The sequence below is a fragment of the Fervidobacterium riparium genome, from assembly GCF_025370035.1.
GTDB lineage: Bacteria > Thermotogota > Thermotogae > Thermotogales > Fervidobacteriaceae > Fervidobacterium > Fervidobacterium gondwanense.
This window is the reverse complement of record NZ_CP009277.1, coordinates 91,828-108,200: the sequence shown is the minus strand read 5'-3', so window position 1 is coordinate 108,200 and position 16,373 is coordinate 91,828. Positions and strand designations below refer to the sequence as shown.

Annotated in this window: 16 protein-coding genes; 15 read left to right on the top strand and 1 reads right to left on the bottom strand. The window is 40.3% G+C overall.

Going from position 1 to position 16,373, the window contains the following annotated elements:
* The first annotated feature begins 24 nt into the window (after nt 1-24).
* The 14 genes from pfkA (at nt 25) to purB (ending at nt 14,648) form a co-directional block, all read left to right on the top strand.
* Nucleotides 25-984: a 6-phosphofructokinase gene (pfkA, locus tag IB67_RS00505; RefSeq protein ID WP_072757616.1), complete on the top strand. Its 960-nt coding sequence runs from the start codon at nt 25-27 to the stop codon at nt 982-984.
* A gap of 41 nt (nt 985-1,025) precedes the next feature.
* Nucleotides 1,026-2,321: an amidohydrolase gene (locus tag IB67_RS00500; RefSeq protein ID WP_072757614.1), complete on the top strand. Its 1,296-nt coding sequence runs from the start codon at nt 1,026-1,028 to the stop codon at nt 2,319-2,321.
* Nucleotides 2,322-2,366: 45 nt separating this feature from the next.
* A complete protein-coding gene (gene mnmG, locus IB67_RS00495) occupies nt 2,367-4,214 on the top strand; it encodes a tRNA uridine-5-carboxymethylaminomethyl(34) synthesis enzyme MnmG (protein ID WP_072757887.1) in 1,848 nt (615 codons plus the stop codon).
* Between the two features lie 120 nt (nt 4,215-4,334).
* Nucleotides 4,335-5,135, top strand: a complete 801-nt coding sequence (locus tag IB67_RS00490; RefSeq protein WP_339745107.1) for a LysM peptidoglycan-binding domain-containing M23 family metallopeptidase — start codon at nt 4,335-4,337, stop codon at nt 5,133-5,135.
* Between the two features lies 1 nt (nt 5,136).
* On the top strand, nt 5,137-5,934 hold the full coding sequence (locus IB67_RS00485; RefSeq protein WP_072757610.1) for a 50S ribosomal protein L11 methyltransferase: 798 nt from the start codon (nt 5,137-5,139) through the stop codon (nt 5,932-5,934).
* A complete protein-coding gene (locus IB67_RS00480; protein ID WP_072757608.1) occupies nt 5,907-6,416 on the top strand; it encodes a DUF501 domain-containing protein in 510 nt (169 codons plus the stop codon). The genes IB67_RS00485 and IB67_RS00480 overlap by 28 nt, the downstream gene beginning before the upstream one ends.
* A 67-nt stretch (nt 6,417-6,483) precedes the next feature.
* On the top strand, nt 6,484-7,803 hold the full coding sequence (locus tag IB67_RS00475; protein WP_072757606.1) for an NYN domain-containing protein: 1,320 nt from the start codon (nt 6,484-6,486) through the stop codon (nt 7,801-7,803).
* 11 nt (nt 7,804-7,814) lie between these two features.
* Nucleotides 7,815-8,261 (top strand): 23S rRNA (pseudouridine(1915)-N(3))-methyltransferase RlmH, encoded by a 447-nt coding sequence (locus tag IB67_RS00470; RefSeq protein ID WP_245789427.1) that lies wholly within the window; start codon nt 7,815-7,817, stop codon nt 8,259-8,261.
* A gap of 71 nt (nt 8,262-8,332) precedes the next feature.
* Nucleotides 8,333-8,620: a flagellar biosynthesis anti-sigma factor FlgM gene (gene flgM, locus IB67_RS00465; protein ID WP_072757602.1), complete on the top strand. Its 288-nt coding sequence runs from the start codon at nt 8,333-8,335 to the stop codon at nt 8,618-8,620.
* Complete coding sequence (flgN, locus tag IB67_RS00460; protein ID WP_072757600.1) at nt 8,617-9,090, top strand: flagellar export chaperone FlgN; 474 nt, start codon at nt 8,617-8,619, stop codon at nt 9,088-9,090. The genes flgM and flgN overlap by 4 nt, the downstream gene beginning before the upstream one ends.
* A gap of 100 nt (nt 9,091-9,190) precedes the next feature.
* Entirely contained in the window at nt 9,191-11,734 is a 2,544-nt protein-coding gene (flgK, locus tag IB67_RS00455; RefSeq protein ID WP_072757598.1) for a flagellar hook-associated protein FlgK, read from the top strand.
* 47 nt (nt 11,735-11,781) lie between these two features.
* The gene (flgL, locus tag IB67_RS00450; RefSeq protein ID WP_072757596.1) at nt 11,782-12,675 is read left to right on the top strand and encodes a flagellar hook-associated protein FlgL; all 894 of its coding nucleotides are present in this window, start codon (nt 11,782-11,784) and stop codon (nt 12,673-12,675) included.
* 4 nt (nt 12,676-12,679) lie between these two features.
* Entirely contained in the window at nt 12,680-13,351 is a 672-nt protein-coding gene (locus IB67_RS00445) for a tRNA1(Val) (adenine(37)-N6)-methyltransferase (protein WP_072757594.1), read from the top strand.
* A 4-nt stretch (nt 13,352-13,355) separates the two neighbouring features.
* Nucleotides 13,356-14,648 carry an adenylosuccinate lyase gene (purB, locus tag IB67_RS00440; protein WP_339745128.1) on the top strand — a complete coding sequence of 431 codons (1,293 nt, stop codon included), beginning with the start codon at nt 13,356-13,358 and terminating at the stop codon, nt 14,646-14,648.
* 42 nt (nt 14,649-14,690) lie between these two features.
* On the opposite strand, the gene IB67_RS00435 is transcribed toward purB, so the two are convergent.
* A complete protein-coding gene (locus IB67_RS00435; protein WP_178137735.1) occupies nt 14,691-14,975 on the bottom strand; it encodes a hypothetical protein in 285 nt (94 codons plus the stop codon).
* 361 nt (nt 14,976-15,336) lie between these two features.
* Here IB67_RS00435 and ord point away from each other — a divergent pair, with 361 nt between their 5' ends.
* Nucleotides 15,337-16,347, top strand: coding sequence for a 2,4-diaminopentanoate dehydrogenase (ord, locus tag IB67_RS00430; protein WP_339745133.1), 1,011 nt, complete (start codon nt 15,337-15,339; stop codon nt 16,345-16,347).
* Nucleotides 16,348-16,373 lie beyond the last annotated feature (26 nt).

Genomic DNA, 16,373 nt, shown 5'->3' with positions numbered 1-16,373 from the left:
TGCTGATGCGAGGAGGCGATTGGATTGAAAAGGATAGCCGTTATGACGAGCGGTGGAGATTCACCAGGTATGAATGCCGCTATTCGTGCAGTTGTTAGATATGGTATCAAGTCCGGTTTAGAAGTCTACGGGATTAAGAGAGGTTACGCTGGTCTGCTTGATGAAGATATTGAGCCTATGACATTTGCCTCCGTTGGTGGAATAATGGAGCGCGGAGGAACGATCCTGAGATCAAGCCGCTGTCCTGAGTTTGTTAGAAAAGAAACGAGAGCTGAGGCAGCAAAGATACTTAAGAAGCACGGTATAGACGGCCTTGTTGTTATCGGTGGTGAAGGTAGTTTGCATGGTGCGATGTTCTTGGAAGAAGAGCAGAAAATCCCCGTGGTGGGTTTGCCCGGAACTATAGACAACGATATTGCGATGACTGACATGAGCATAGGTGTTGATACATGTCTTAACACTGTCGTTGATGCAATTCAAAAATTGAAAGACACCGCAAGTTCACACGAAAGAGCGTTCATCATCGAAGTTATGGGAAGAAGCTCGGGTTACATAGCAACCGTCAGTGGATTGGTTACCGGTGCAGAGGCCGTGATAATCCCAGAAGTACCGGTGAATTACGAAGAACTTGGGAATAAGCTGCTTGAGGAAAGAGAAAGAGGAAAGATCAACTGTATAGTTGTTGTTGCAGAAGGCGCAGCGAGTGCTTACACAGTTGCGAGACACCTTGAACATAGAATAGGTTATGAGACAAGGATAACTATCCTTGGTCACATCCAACGCGGTGGTTCACCAACGGCGTTCGATAGGTTGTTAGCCTCAAGAATGGGAGTTGCCGCAGTCGATGCACTGCTAAGAGGAGAAAGTTATGTCATGACCGCACTTCAGGGTGGAAAGATAGTGACCGTAAGGCTTGATGAGGTTTTGAAAGAGAAGAAGAGACTCGACATGGAACTCGTGAGGCTCGCTGGAATATTATCCTAATGCCATTTTTGAGTATTCTGCATGGTGGGAAGCGGATATCGATGATAATAAAAAATGGCTATGTTTGGAATGGATTAGTGTTTGAAAAGAGAGACCTTTATGTAGAAAATGGAGAATTTGTTAAATTCACAGAATCTGGACCTGTGGTTGATGCCACAGGTCTATTTGTAATGCCCGGCTGGGTGGATTCGCACGCGCATGTAATAGGTACTGGAATGAAATTACTGACGCATGATTTAGCAAAAGAAAATCTTCTGGATATTTTGAAAAGTGATGCTGAGGAGATCATTATCGCACGCGGATGGGAAGAACTGCCAGATAATCTTCTTATTAATAAAATGAATGAAATGGCTAAACCGGTTATACTGATAAGGAAATGTGGACATGTGGCATGGATAAATGATTATCTGAAGGCAAAATTAAATTTTCAAGAAAACTTGATATACGAAGGTCAGATCGAAAAAGTTTGGTCCATACTTGGTGATGATTTTTATGAAATGGCTTTTGAAACTGGTGAAAATGAATTCTTGAGATACGGTGTCACTCAAGTTCATTCAGACGATTTTCATGGGCTCTCATTTGGGAAACTAAAAGTACTCTTATCTAAAAGCAGGATTCGGATTTTCGAGAAGCTGTATACGACAGAGCCGTGGGAGTACGAATTTAGTGAGTTCGGAATATCGAAGATTGGTGGAATAAAGGTATTTGCCGATGGTTCGCTTGGCGGTAAGACCGCTTACATGTTCCAAGAATATAAAGATACAGGAGGCTATGGAGTATTTACGCTTCCTGGAAATTTCGATGATATCATAAAATATGCAGAGAATAACAACCTCCAAGTATGTGTTCACACGATTGGTGATAGAGCACTCCACGAAGTTCTTGAAAGATTCGAAAGAAATGGAGTGAGGTTAAAGCATAGATTGATACATCTGCAATTCATCAAAAGGCAGGATTTTGAAAGGTTGAAGAAATATTATCTATCAATTCAACCGCACTTTTATTTTGAAGACATACCGCTACTGGAAAATGTGTCATTTGAAATGGGTTACCCATTTTTGGAAATGTACAGAGCAGGTCTTGATATCGCATTCTCTACAGACTCACCCGTGTCTCCTGCTGATCCAAAGTACGTTATGGAAGCTGCTCTGAAAATGGGCTTTACGCGTGAGGATGCAATAAAATTATATACGGAAAATGGATCTAAGATTATTGGACTTAAATGTGGAAAAATAGAAATAGGGTATTGCGCCGACTTTTGTTTGTATGATGGAGATCCATTTGAAAGAGATCCAGTCGGAATTTTTGTAAACGGGCAAGAGGTTCTAAGGAGGTAACCATAAGTGAAGATTAATTACTTTTCAAGACCTGACGATGATTACATGTTTGACGTTATAGTTGTTGGCGGTGGTCATGCTGGTATAGAAGCTTCACTTGCATGTGCTCGACTTGGCTTGAAAACAATGCTTATAACCGGAAACCCTGATAATGTTGGTTGGGCCTCCTGCAATCCGGCAATAGGTGGCTCAGCTAAAGGCGTTGTTGTGCGTGAAATAGATGCACTCGGTGGTGAGATGGCGAAGACAACAGATGAAACGATGATAAACGTAAGGATGCTCAACACCAGCAAAGGGCCGGCTGTTCAGGCACTTCGTGCGCAGATTGACAAATATTCTTACTCACGAACAATGAAAAGAAAGCTCGAAATGCAGGACAACTTGTTGCTAAGATATGGAATTGTGAAAGAACTGCTTGTGGAAGATGGTAAGGTTTCGGGTATCGTCGACTCTTTTGGTATCGATTACAGAGCGAGAGCTGTTATCCTGACAACAGGAACGTTCCTTAGAGGAAAGATTTTCATCGGCAGAGATACGATGGAAGCAGGACGTATGGGTGATTTCTCAGCTCACGGGCTTACCGAATCACTCATCAAATTGGGCTTCACAGTTGGACGATTTAAAACAGGGACGCCAGCACGTGTTCTTAAGAAGAGCATAGACTTTTCTAAAATGACAAGGCAAGACACGGACGATGTTCCTTGGGTGTTTTCTCATTTCAACGAGCCAAAAGTATTGGACAAAGACTACCCTTGCTGGTTGACACATACCGTGCCGGAAACTCACAAGATAATAAGAGACTACCTGATTTTCTCACCACTTTACGGAGAGGTCAAGTTGATTCAAGCGAAGGGACCTCGTTATTGCCCTTCTATTGAAGACAAAGTTGTGAAATTTGATAGGGAAAGCCACCAAGTTTTTGTCGAACCAGAGGGTAGGGATACGGAAGAGTACTATCTCAACGGCCTATCGACAAGTCTTCCATACGCGGCGCAAATAAAGATGCTCAGGACGATTCCGGGTTTGGAGAACGTTGTGATTGTTAGACCAGCGTATGCTGTGGAATACGACTATATAGACCCCACACAACTTTATCCAACCTTAGAGTCGAAAATTATTGAAAACCTCTACTTTGCAGGACAAATAAACGGAACGAGCGGATACGAAGAAGCGGCTGCCCAAGGATTAGTTGCGGGCATAAACGCGGCGATGAAATTGTTAGGTGGGCAACAAATTGTTTTGAAAAGATCAGAAAGTTATATCGGTGTCATGATCGATGATCTTGTAACGAAAGGAACAGACGAACCATACAGATTGCTATCTTCTCGTGCAGAGTACAGGCTTTTGCTGAGGCACGACAACGCACACATGAGGTTGTCTAAGTACGGATACCAAGTAGGGTTGATTCCGAAGTGGTTCTACGAACGTGTTGTGAATTTGGAAAATGAAATCCAAAAACAGCTTGAAAGATTAGAGAACGTTAAGGTTCCATTATCTACGCAAGTCAATGATATATTGACAAGACTTGGAACCACACCATTAACCGAAGGCACAAGATTGGCAAAACTGCTTAGAAGACCAGAAGTGAGCTATGAGGCTATAAAAGAGCTTGATCCAGAACCTATTCTTGACAAAGAAATTATAAGCCAGATAGAAATTCAGCTCAAGTATGAAGGCTACATAAAGTCGATGCTTGATCAAGTTCGAGTCTTTGAGGAATACGAAAATTTACAAATTGGCAACATAAAATTTACAGATGTGCCGAATTTATCAACTGAAGCGCGTGAAAAGCTTGAAAAAATAAGACCTTTGTCAATTGGGCAGGCTATGCGGATAGCCGGTGTTACGCCTGCAGATATTTTGGCTTTATTGACCTATATCAAGAAAAAATGAAGATTTTCGGGACACGGTGGCGATAAAAAGTATACCAAGGGGGAGATTTTGACATACTGAACTTTTATGGTAAAATATAACAGGAATTTTTTGTAACAAATATAATAAGGGGGTCTAAGAATGCGAAGAATACTTGCTCTTGTGATGATAGCGATGGTAGGAATGGTATTTTCATTTTATATAAACTATCAGGTGCAGAGTGGGGATACTATTTACTCTATCTCTAAGGGATTCGGTATTCCAATACCTGTGCTTCTTGATTGGAATCCAGACGTTTCGATTTCGAACTTAAAGATTGGGCAGAAATTGAAGATACCATTTGTTCCAGGCATAATGTATAAACCAGTTAAGACTATAGCTTTGTCAACTTTGTCGAAGTTGTTCTTTGTTGATCCGGAAGAGATTTTGGCTGTCAATCCTTCTATAGGAAGCACTATTTCGGCAGGAAAAGAAGTCTTTGTTCCGGTTGGGAAGGTAAATACGTCCTTCACTCAACTTGCTGATTTCATTTGGCCCGTTTACGGAAGCATCAGTTCGGAATTCGGCTGGAGAATACATCCGATATATAACAAGAATATGTTCCATACGGGGATTGATATAAAAGCAGATACAGGAACGCCGGTCTTTGCATCAAGATCTGGAAAAGTTAAGTATGCAGGCTGGAAATCTGGATATGGCAATCTCATAATTATCGACCACGGAAACGGGATAGAAACTTACTATGCCCACTTGTCGAAAATAAATGTTTACGTTGGGCTGTACGTTGAAAAAGGAGATTTCATTGCACGCGTTGGTAGTACTGGAACATCGACAGGACCGCATCTCCACTTTGAAGTTAGGAAAAACGACCAAACAAACGATCCTGTAGCATATCTACCGAGAACAAACACTTACGTTATGAGGAGGGTTCTCTCTGAGTGAATTGAGCAAGGTATTCAAAGAAATAGTCTTTAATTTTGATGAAAGCAAGCAAGAAGAGATCGATGATTTACTTTACGGTGAATACGATTATTACACGATAGATAGCAGCGAGGGGAAATTCCTCGCTGTTGTTTCGTTTTATCCGGAACAATTAGATGAAGTCAAGGAGAAACTTACCGAGATTGGATTAAAATATATTGGCATGCGAGAAACAAGACCGGAAGATTGGGTTAAAAACATCATCACTGAACCTTTCGAGATGATAGAAGGTGTTGTAATCGACCCAATGGATCACAATTTGGAAGAGCAGGGAAATATAATTTTGAAAATACCACAGGGGTTAGCTTTTGGAACAGGTTTACATCAAACAACGAAGATGTCTGCTATGTATTTAAAAAAATACCTTAAGCCCGGAATGGACGTACTTGATTTGGGTTGCGGGAGCGGTATATTAGGTATCTTGGCAAAGAAGCTTGGAGCAAATAGAGTAGTTGCTGTCGACAATGATCCACTTGCTGTTGAAGTGGCGCAAGAAAACGCAGTAAGAAACCGTGTAGATATAGATGTGAAATGGTCTGATTTGTTCTCAAATGTTGAAGGAAAGTTCGATATTATTGTGTCGAATATAATAGCAGAGATACTCGTTGAGATGCTCAAACAGGCAAAAAATCATTTAAAAGATGATGGGATTTTGATACTTTCAGGTATAATAACTCAAAAATCGAACCTCTTTGACCAATACAACGTTATAGAGAAAATGGTGATGGATGAGTGGAACGCGTTAGTGATAAAGATTTAAACATTATTGCGAAACAGCTTGACAGGAACGTAGAAAATGTGCTAAGCGTTGAAAGATACTGTTCTTTCGGTTTTCCTGTTGTTATTTTGAGCTATCCCGTAAGAAACGGCAAGCCCTTTCCAACTATCCACTATTTAACTTGTCCACACTTAGTAAAAGAGGTTTCGAAGTTAGAGGAGCAAGGTTACGTAAAGAAGTATGAGAGATTAATCGAAGATAATATACGATTTTTCTCGCGTTTAGAACAAGCTCACAAAGATGTTATTAAAAAACGAATGTCTCTCCTCAAACCTGAGGATTCTGAATGGGACGCAGTTCTCGCCTCTTCTGGTACTGGCGGGATAAGAAATTGGAAAACTTTAAAATGCTTACACTTGCACTTGGCAGACTACCTTGCTGGAATAGATAACCCAATAGGCGAACTTGTTTACAATCAGATAGAGAAGAAGGAATGTGGAGAATGCTACTGTTGTAAATTGTGATTGTGCTTTTTTCTTTCTGGGGGAGTCTTTTCATTCCACATTTTTCATCTCTCGTAGGGGGGATATTATGAATCTTACAAATCTTAACGAATCCCGGTTTCTTCAATCTTCCGCACACTTAAACATATTCTTGCTTTTTGATTTTCAAAATCAACCAGTAGATGTGCAGTTGGTGTACAGAGAAGCTCAAAAGTATGGAAGGATAGTTGGAGGCAAAGCCTACGGTTCTTGGTCTAAGCACAAAATGCCTGCTTTTGCACTCTACAACTACGGTATAGAGCTCATTGAGATACCAGAGGCAGAATTCTTACCAAACAAGAAGGGAAATGATATAAGGCTTGCGGTAGATTGTATTGAACAAGCTCTAAAAAATGATGTGATAGACACTTTCTTTCTTGTGACAGGAGATGCAGACTTCACGGCTTTAGTATACAAGCTGAAGTCTTACGGTAAACAGGTAATTGCTGTTGCGAGGACGAAGTCAACGAGTTATGAGCTTGTCTCAGCTGTTGATAAATTCATTCCCTACGAAGATATTGTGAAAAACGAGAATCTCACGGACCCAATTGACAGACTTGGAGAGGAGATGGATATTTTCCTTAAAAGGTCTGGAAAGAACTTCACAATAGAGAACCTCTCAAGATTTCTCGCGTCTTTTAACATAAACCCATCAAAATATGGTTACAACAATATAACGGAGCTAGCCGAAGAGATATATGAACGCAAAGTGCAAAAACCGGAAAGGCTAAAGAATACTAAACTCCTACTCATTAGAGGGATACTTTACGAATCACTTTCTGAAAAGACACTTCCAGAGTACTCGCAAAGACATAAAATAGCTATTGATGACTTAAAGTTAGCATTAGATATGTTGTTGCACGACGATGTGCTGAAAATAAACGATGGAGTTTACGAATTAAATAGAAACAAGGCGTTTTTTGCCGTATTGTTGGAAAAATATCCGATCTTAACTCAACACTTCATGGAGTTTCTTGAAAAGACATATAAAGCCTTCTTAAACGGTAGAGTTAAAGCGCTCAATCAGTTGTTACAGAGCGAGTTCAGATTAACGAGCTCGGAATTTAAGTCGTACGTTGAAGCCGTGAAAAGAAGCGGTTGCCTTAAAGGGATGGACGAGAGTGACTATATTTCATACTCAACTCCAGCGAAAGTTGTATGTAATCTGGAGGCTTTCATAGTCAGTTCTTTTGCATACTATGTAAAACGAATCTTGTCTCAGACATTTGTATTTAAACACGAGATAGAATACATAAAAGAACTTGTCTTTTCTAACGATGAGAAACTTTTTGAAAAGGTCCTGAATTTTCTCATAACCAGTGGAGAGATCACTGAGATTGGGGGCGTGTACTTCTATTCACCATTATGAGAATCGAGATTTTGGTCCCGGGAAAGATTTCGAAACACTTACTCGATGCAGAAAATTATTATCTGGAAAAAATTTCAAGGTTTGCCGATGTCAACGTGGAATTTGTACCACTCGGTGGTGATGTTAACACCGAGAATCCAAAGGTGATACTCGGCAAAGAAGCGGAAGCGATTTTCAAAAAACTAAAAGACAGAAGATACATTTTAATAGACTTGTGGGGGAAACAGTTAACAAGTGAAGAATTTTCGAGTCTTATAGATAGGAATTTTCAAATATCATCTGAAATAGTGTTCGTTATAGGTGGACCTCTCGGTGTTGATGAAGAACTTAGAAAAAAAGCAGCCGAGAGGATTTCTTTTTCAAAGATGACATTCACTCATGAGATGTGTCTTGTTATCTTGCTCGAGCAGATATTCAGGGGTTTTAAGATTTTGAGGAACGAGAAGTATCACTACTAAGACTTAAGAAGAGTGTAGTTTTTCCGATAAAACAAATAGATAAAAGCATAAAAGAAGGGTGGTGAAGACGTATGATTGACAAAATAAACAAGCTCGGGGTTCAGGGAATGCAAAACTTGCAGGAAGTCAAAGGAAAAACTGAGAAGGACGTAGAAAAATCAAAAGTGAGAAAAGAAGATTTGAAAGTAAGTGACCAGCTCATAGTAGAAGAGGGTAAAAGGGTAGCTGAGTACATTGAAATGGCCAAAACTTCTTCGGAAGTAAGGACAGAATTGGTTGAACAGATCAAAAAGGCTATAGAGGATGGCACTTTCAAAGTTGATGTTGAAAAGATAGCCAAAAAAATACTGGAGGGATGAATACGTTAAAAGAAAACCTTAAAAGTGAAATAAGGACACTGGAAAGCATGATACAAGCCTTTAGAGGGCTTGAAAGTGCTGTTTTGAATAGAAAAATGGACATGCTTTCAAAATATTCGGTTTCTATTGAGGAGTTATCATTAGAAATATCACTTTTAGAATCCCAGAGAGATGAATTTTTGAAAAAGCTGGGATATTCAACACTTGTTGAATATATTGAAAAAGATAATTCTGATGAAAGGCGGGAAATCTCACTCATGACCGCCGAGATTGTTGAGAAGCTCAACGAGCTCTCCATAGTAATGGATGCGATCAGGCAGATTATGGAATTTAACGACCGTTACTTTGAGCTTCTTAACCATCTCGTCAGGGGTTCATCGACACAACCGACCTATTCTGCTTCTGGATACGGAAAAAGTGGTACATTTCAATCTTCTGCATACGACTCGAAGTACGATAGATTTAAGTGATTTTCGATTTTTAGAGAGTAACTGAGAGAAGCCTTTCTATTTATTTTAAAAGCTTTCGAAAAATTGGACAGATTCATGCGACTCAAAAGGAGTGATCGCATTGCCAGACATAAGCCTATTCGGAACGCTAAACACAGGATTACTTGGAATTTACGCAAGCAAGTTGGCAATGAATGTTGTTGCACATAATATATCGAACGCGAATACGCCGGGATTTTCACGTCAAAGGCCCGAACTTCTTACAATGCCCCCCATTCCTTTAACATCGTTAACCCAACCAAGTATACCACTTCAGATAGGTACGGGTGTTTACGTTAGAGATATAAAGCGTGTAAGGGATGAGTTCTTAGACATACAGTTCAGGCAGACGAACAACAAGTACAATTACTGGGATACAATGACTGCAAACTTGCATTTTGTAGAACAGCTCTTTGCAGAACCTTCGGAGGCTGGAATCAGGTATCTTTTCGATTCTTTCTGGTCAGGGTTAGAAGAAGTGATTACTGACCCAACGAACACAGCTGCAAAAAGAGGACTTGTGAGTAGGGCGGAGGAACTTGTTGAACACATACAAGATTTGTACACGAGGCTCGAACAATTGCGAGTTGATATAGATAACGAAATTGCGCAAAGAACTCAGCAGATAAATGCAATGGTGAAGAGATTGGCAGACATAAATGCCAAGGTGAGAACAGCTGTTAGTTTAAAATATACGCCCAACGACCTCCTTGATGAACGAGACAGAATTCTAGATGAGCTTTCTGAACTTGCTGATATATATTATTATGAAGACCAAGCTGGCCAGATAACACTGAGATTTGGTAATCAAATCGTCCTTACCGGTCAAGATGTCGTTGAACTAAGGGCACTTGACAAACCCTACGGTAAAGGTTTTAAGGAAATATTCGCTGGGAATTCAATGGTTTCCATAAATGACGGAAAGTTAAGAAGTCTTTTTGATTTGCGTGATTCGACATTAGTCAAATATATGAACAGATTAGATGAATTTGTGCTCTCACTTACTGATGAGTTCAACCTTGTTCACCAAGATGGATTCAACGGAGATGGGAGCGTTACCGGTTTAAAATTCTTCAACGATATATCTGCTGAGAGGATAGAAGATTCGATACTTTACAGATTAGCAGGTGCGAAAAGGGTTGAGAATGGTCCTATCAAATATATCTCAGGAATGAGCGACAGAAAAGATTTTGCCGATATTACAACTAAGCCGTTTATCGAAAAGGGCGCAATAGTCTTTTTCGATGGTACTGACAAAGTCTTTTCAGCGAGAGTCAATCCATACGATACGGTCGAAGATTTTCAAAACACTTTGTCGACAATTACTGACAAATGGTTCGACTTAAAACTTGGTGCTCACGGTGACGGTGGTTACAGGTTGTACTTTGAAGCGAATAGCAATTTAAGAAACACCCTTGCACTTGATTTCAACGGTAACATGTTCAACACGATGGGATTTGCCACGAAAAACGTCGATGTTTTTGTCGTGAATAGAAACGATTTCAAAGTTTCTGAAGGGTCATATAAAATTGCGATTAATGGAAAGGAAGAGATCCTGAGTATTACAGCAACGACAACACTTGAGGATTTAGCCAACCAACTCAACACTCACTTTGGGAACGACATAAGAGCATATGTGCATGATGACAAGCTCCTGATAATACCAACGAAGGCAAACGAATTCGATTTGAATCGCCTAAAACTCTCAGATTCTGGTGGACTCTTTACACAAGCAAATATCCACAAAGAGACGTATAAAGCACTCGATACGGGCAAGGAGACACTTGAAAACATATTGAACAGGTCTCAAGCTTTCTCTATACGCATAGGTGCGACAGAAATAAGGATAGACCCAACAAAGCACACCATGAAAGACCTTGCAAAAATGATAAACGACGCGAACACTGGGATTATTGCAGAAGTCACACCTCATGGAAAATTCGTCTTGCGTGGTTCAAGGTCTTTGGGATTTGAACTGAAAAAGGTTATCCAAGGTCCTGAAGCGCTTTGGAGTGCTCTTGGTTTTATAGATTCTGATGGAGATCCTCTCAACGACTGGGATGAAGGGTTTGTCTTTGTCAATCCGTTCGAAAAGCCGCAGGACCAGAGAATGAGATACATAAAAGCCGATGCGTTGTTCATAGATAAACAGTTGCCAAAAGAGCCGTACAGATTTGTCGAAAAACTTGCAGTGAACTCAACTATAAAGAGCAACCCTGAAACAATAGCTGTGGATATTGGTTATACAGAGGAAAACCCAAACTGGGATGCAAAGGTTTTCAAGCCTTCAGGAAGGGCAAATACAGGAATAGTTGAACTATTATCTGCGCTAAAATATAAAAAGGTATTGAATGATGGGCTTGAATCATTCAATGAATATCTTGGTGGTGTGGTTGCCGAACTTGGTGTGGAAAGTGAAACCGCCATGAAGATCAAAAGCAACACGGACCTTATGAAAAAAGAAATCGATGGCGAAAGGGAACGTGTGAAGGGTGTATCTCTCGACGAAGAGATGGCAAACATGATTAAGTACCAACAAGCTTTCAACGCGGCTGCAAGGGTAATGACCGCTGTGGATGATATGATTTCGAGGGTTATCGATAAACTCGGATTAGTCGGTAGATAGTCTTGGAATGAATCAGCACCATTTAGTACCATGCGGAGGTGACTTTGATGCGAATAACAAATAACATGATAAATGACAGGTCTCTATTCAACATACAGCAAAACTTGTACAGGATAGCAAAGATGCACGATAAACTTTCTTCAGGAAAGGAAGTTCAATATCCGAGTGATGATGCTGTTATTGCAACAAGAGCATCGAATATATCAAGCAGGTTGAGAGAGCTTGAACAATTCAAGCGTAACGTTGACCATGTCAATAACTTTATACAATCATATGATACAACACTCCAGGAACTTTCAGATCTATACCATCGAGTTAGGGAATTGATGGTGAGGGGTGCAAACGGTACAAATACAGTTGACGAAAGAAATGCTATAGCATCCGAACTTAAGGCTTTAAAGGAGCATCTTATAGAAGTTGCTAACACTCGCGTTGGTGATGAATACATCTTTGGTGGTGCAAGGTCTGAACTGAGCCCGGTCGATGAAAATGGTAACATCGTTACACCTGTGGAAGCGAACGTCAAGAGAAAAGTAAATGCGTTAGGTTACAGCATAGAATACGGCGTAACTGTGTACGACGTATTCACTTTGGAGAACGGCAAAACTGTTTTTTCAACAATAGACGATGCGATAAAAGCTCTTTATGAGGGAAACGAAAAGAAACTTTCTGAAATATCGTTGAAAGAAATTGGAATACTCGAAAGGTCTGTGATGGAGCATTTCGCAACAGTCGGTTCAACTGCTCGCATGGTTGAGATGGTGTCTTCGAGAATAGAAGATTTAAAAATGTTCAATACTGAATACTTATCAAAAGAACAAGATGCAGACCTTACAAAAGTACTCACAGACCTCAACATGCAGCAATCAGTGCTGCAAGCAGCTCTAAAATCTGCTGCAATGGCTATCCAGAAATCGCTTGTCGATTTTGTCGGTGGATAATCGTATGAACGAGTTCCTGACTAGAAGATTCTCATCAGAAATTTTAAGAGGAATAGAGACAATAGATTTACCTACACACAGGCCGACGCACGCGTCGGCTTTTTTAGTATGGTACAGCAAACCAACCGCTGATGTCAAGCGTGTTGTGGAATTGGGTAGTGGAACAGGGATTGTTGCGTTTGCACTTGCGAAGTTGTATAATCTGTACGTGGAGGGGATAGAAGTACAAAAAGAGTTGTTTGACCTTGCGGTTGATGGAATAAAGATAAACGGTTTAGAGGATAAAGTTGTTTTTAGAAACATTGATGTTCGAGATATAAGGTCTAACTACAATACGGAAACGTTTGACATGGTTGTTTCGAATCTACCGTTCCATATAGGTAAAGAAAGCCCGAATAAGATAAGAAAAATCTCAAGAAATGCTGACTACGATTTACTAAAGGATTTTATTCATGGAGCTTCTTACCTGATTAGAAACAAAGGCACATTCGTTTTCGCATTCTCGCCGAAGATACTCGTGGAAATGATCACTTTGTTAGAAAAGCAGAGGTTGATAGTTCAAAGAATGTGTTTTTTGCACGGAACACCTGAAAAAGAAGCGAAATTAGTTGTAGTTAGAGGAAAAAAGAACGGTGGGAAACATTTGATAGTTGACCCACCGCAGTGGGGGGTGTAGTTTTGTGGTAGAAAGGTATGCATTAGAGCCATTAAAGAGCTTATGGACCTTAAAAGCTCAGTACGAAAGGTGGCTAGAAGTAGAACTCGCCGTTGTTGAAGCGTATGAAGAGCTTGGCATTGCACCGAGAGGAACATCAGAAGAGATACGGAAGAAAGCTGTTATCGACGTTGAAGATATCTTAGAGATTGAGAAAGTTGTTGATCACGACGTTATAGCGTTTATAAAATCTGTTACAAAAAATATGGATGATGAAGCACGTTACTTCCACTATGGGCTTACCTCGTCGGATATAGTCGACACAGCCAACTCACTTGCACTTGTTAGAGCATCAAGACATATCCTTGACTCGATGAACAAACTTGCTAACGTCTTGTACAAAAAGGCCGTTGAATACAAGAATTTGCCAACAATAGGAAGAACACATGGCGTGCATGCAGAACCAACATCATTTGGGTTGAAATTCCTCTCTTGGTATGCTGAACTTATGAGAGATATTCGAAGATTAAACGATGCGATAGAAGAGATATCCGTTGGGAAACTGAGTGGAGCGGTTGGCAATTATGCAAACATTGAGCCTGTTGTAGAAAAAATTGCACTCGAAAAGCTCGGTTTAAAACCAACTCCTGTGGCCACCCAGGTTGTCAGCAGAGACTACATTGCTCACATTCTTTCCGTTTTTGCAATTACAGCTGGACTGATAGAACGTATAGCTATTGAAATAAGACATCTTCAAAGAACAGAAGTTCTCGAAGCGATGGAGCCATTTAGAGAAGGGCAAAGGGGCTCGTCGGCTATGCCTCACAAAAAGAACCCAATTCTTTGTGAAAGGCTGACGGGCATGGCAAGGCTTATGAGAAGCTACGCACAAGTTGGGTTTGAGAACATGGCTCTCTGGCATGAACGTGATATATCGCACTCATCGGCTGAAAGGTACATCTTGCCAGATTCAACGATGACAATATACTACATGCTTGAGAAAACAAGATATCTAGTTGAAAATTTGAGAGTTTTTGAAAACAACGTCAGAAGGAACTTAGAACTTACAAACGGATTGGTTTACTCACAGAGAATACTGCTTGCACTTGTTGAGTCTGGAATGAGCAGGGAAGAGGCGTACAAAGTTGTTCAGAAATATGCCCTTGAATGTTGGGAAAGTGGAGAATCGTTTAAAGAAAAGATTCAAAGCGATGAAAGAATTTCAGAATATATTTCCAAAGAAAAACTTGATAGCTTATTCGAACCTGATTACTATCTAAGAAATGTTGAAGAAATATTCAAGAGGTTTGAAAAATAAAAAAGCGGGCTTTCAAAAGCCCGCTTTTATTAGTTTTCAATATTAGAATGTTGCTTCTGTTGCTTCTTCTGTTGTTGTTTCTTCAACTGGAATTTCCTCTGTTGTTGCTTCTGTTGCTTCTTCTGTTGTTGTTTCTTCTGTTGTTACTTCTTCAGCTGGGAGTTCTTCCGTTGTTGTTTCTTCCGTTGTTACTTCTTCTGTTGTTGTTGCTTCTTCTGTTGTTGCTTCAGCTGCTTTGCTCTTGTTTGCTGCTACTGCCCAGATGATAGCTACCACAATGATAGCTATAACGATAAGTGTTACCGTAAGACCTTTCTTGGATGCCATAGCTCCAACCTCCTTTGTGAGTTGTTGAAAAACCAGCTTTCAAGAGCGATTATACCATTTTAAATGTAACTTTCAATGAGCAATTAGTGAAAAAAGTATGTTAACAAGAGATTAACTAATACGAGAAATAGCTCCGAAAAACAATTGTAGAATTGCTCAGCATTGTGTTCGTTTTCTGAAAACACGTTGCATGCACAAGTATACGAAAGCAAAAGAAAGAGAAAAAGAGTATATTAAGATTAGATTAGCATCTCAATACTTAGCAATAAAAGCATACGAAAAGGTCAAGTTGATGTATATGGTCAATTTTCTGTAAAATAGTTTTGTATTCTTCGAATAACGAATATAGGAGGGAAAGTATATGAGAATAGTCACTTGGGGATTTGGAGCGATGGGAAGGGGTATCGCAAAGAATATTGTTGAGAGCAAATTCATGAAACTCGTCGGAGTTATCGATAAGAACCCGGAATTTATAGGCAGAGACGTGGGGGAGCTTCTTGGTTTAGAGAATTACGGTGTTCGTGTAAGGGATTCCATAGATGTTATTGAAGAAACTAATCCTGACCTTGTAGTGATAGCAACAAGTTCTTTTGTAAAAGATGTACTTCCGCAGATCGAATACACTGTCAAAAACCATGCCAATGTCATTACTATTGCAGAAGAGATGGCATTCCCATTTGATTCACATCCAGAGGAATCGCTCTATATGGACAGCCTTGCAAAAAGGTATGGCGTTACGATTCTCGGAACAGGTGTTAACCCCGGTTTTGTGCTCGACACTCTCATAATAGCGTTAACTGGTGTTTGCACAAGAGTTGATAAGATAATAGCGAAAAGAATAAACGATTTATCTCCGTTTGGGAAGACGGTTATGGAAACTCAAGGCGTCGGAACAACGCCAGAGCAATTCGAAGAAGGTTTGAAGAAAGGTACTATCGTTGGACACATAGGTTTCCCGCAGAGCATCGCTATGATTTCAAGAGCGTTGGGATGGAACATATCAAAAGTTGAAGAAGAACGAAAACCGATAATTTCTAACGTATACAGAGAAACGCCCGTCGTTAAAGTACAACCGGGCATGGTTGCGGGGTGTAATCATTCAGCTAAGGCATACGTTGGAGACAAATGCGTGATTGAGCTCTACCATCCGCAACAGATTCATCCGCACCTTGAAGGTGTCGATACTGGAGATTACATAGAGATATACGGGGACATAAATATAAACCTTTCGATAAAACCGGAGATACCCGGAGGAAAGGCAACGATAGCGATTGCAACGAACATGATACCGATAGTTATCGGTGCTCAGCCGGGGCTGAAATGCATGGCAGATTTGCCGGTTCCAAGGTCAATACTTTCATTCACAAAATGAGCTTGACTTCTAAATTCTGGAGGTGA

What these genes read in the sequence shown, in the direction of transcription:
- ord (WP_339745133.1), top strand. Translation starts at nt 15,337, where the DNA reads ATGAGAATAGTCACTTGGGGATTTGGAGCGATGGGAAGGGGTATCGCA.
- IB67_RS00500 (WP_072757614.1), top strand. Translation starts at nt 1,026, where the DNA reads ATGATAATAAAAAATGGCTATGTTTGGAATGGATTAGTGTTTGAAAAG.
- IB67_RS00475 (WP_072757606.1), top strand. Translation starts at nt 6,484, where the DNA reads ATGAATCTTACAAATCTTAACGAATCCCGGTTTCTTCAATCTTCCGCA.
- flgN (WP_072757600.1), top strand. Translation starts at nt 8,617, where the DNA reads ATGAATACGTTAAAAGAAAACCTTAAAAGTGAAATAAGGACACTGGAA.
- mnmG (WP_072757887.1), top strand. Translation starts at nt 2,367, where the DNA reads ATGTTTGACGTTATAGTTGTTGGCGGTGGTCATGCTGGTATAGAAGCT.
- flgM (WP_072757602.1), top strand. Translation starts at nt 8,333, where the DNA reads ATGATTGACAAAATAAACAAGCTCGGGGTTCAGGGAATGCAAAACTTG.
- IB67_RS00435 (WP_178137735.1), bottom strand. Translation starts at nt 14,975, where the DNA reads ATGGCATCCAAGAAAGGTCTTACGGTAACACTTATCGTTATAGCTATC.
- flgL (WP_072757596.1), top strand. Translation starts at nt 11,782, where the DNA reads ATGCGAATAACAAATAACATGATAAATGACAGGTCTCTATTCAACATA.
- IB67_RS00445 (WP_072757594.1), top strand. Translation starts at nt 12,680, where the DNA reads ATGAACGAGTTCCTGACTAGAAGATTCTCATCAGAAATTTTAAGAGGA.
- IB67_RS00490 (WP_339745107.1), top strand. Translation starts at nt 4,335, where the DNA reads ATGCGAAGAATACTTGCTCTTGTGATGATAGCGATGGTAGGAATGGTA.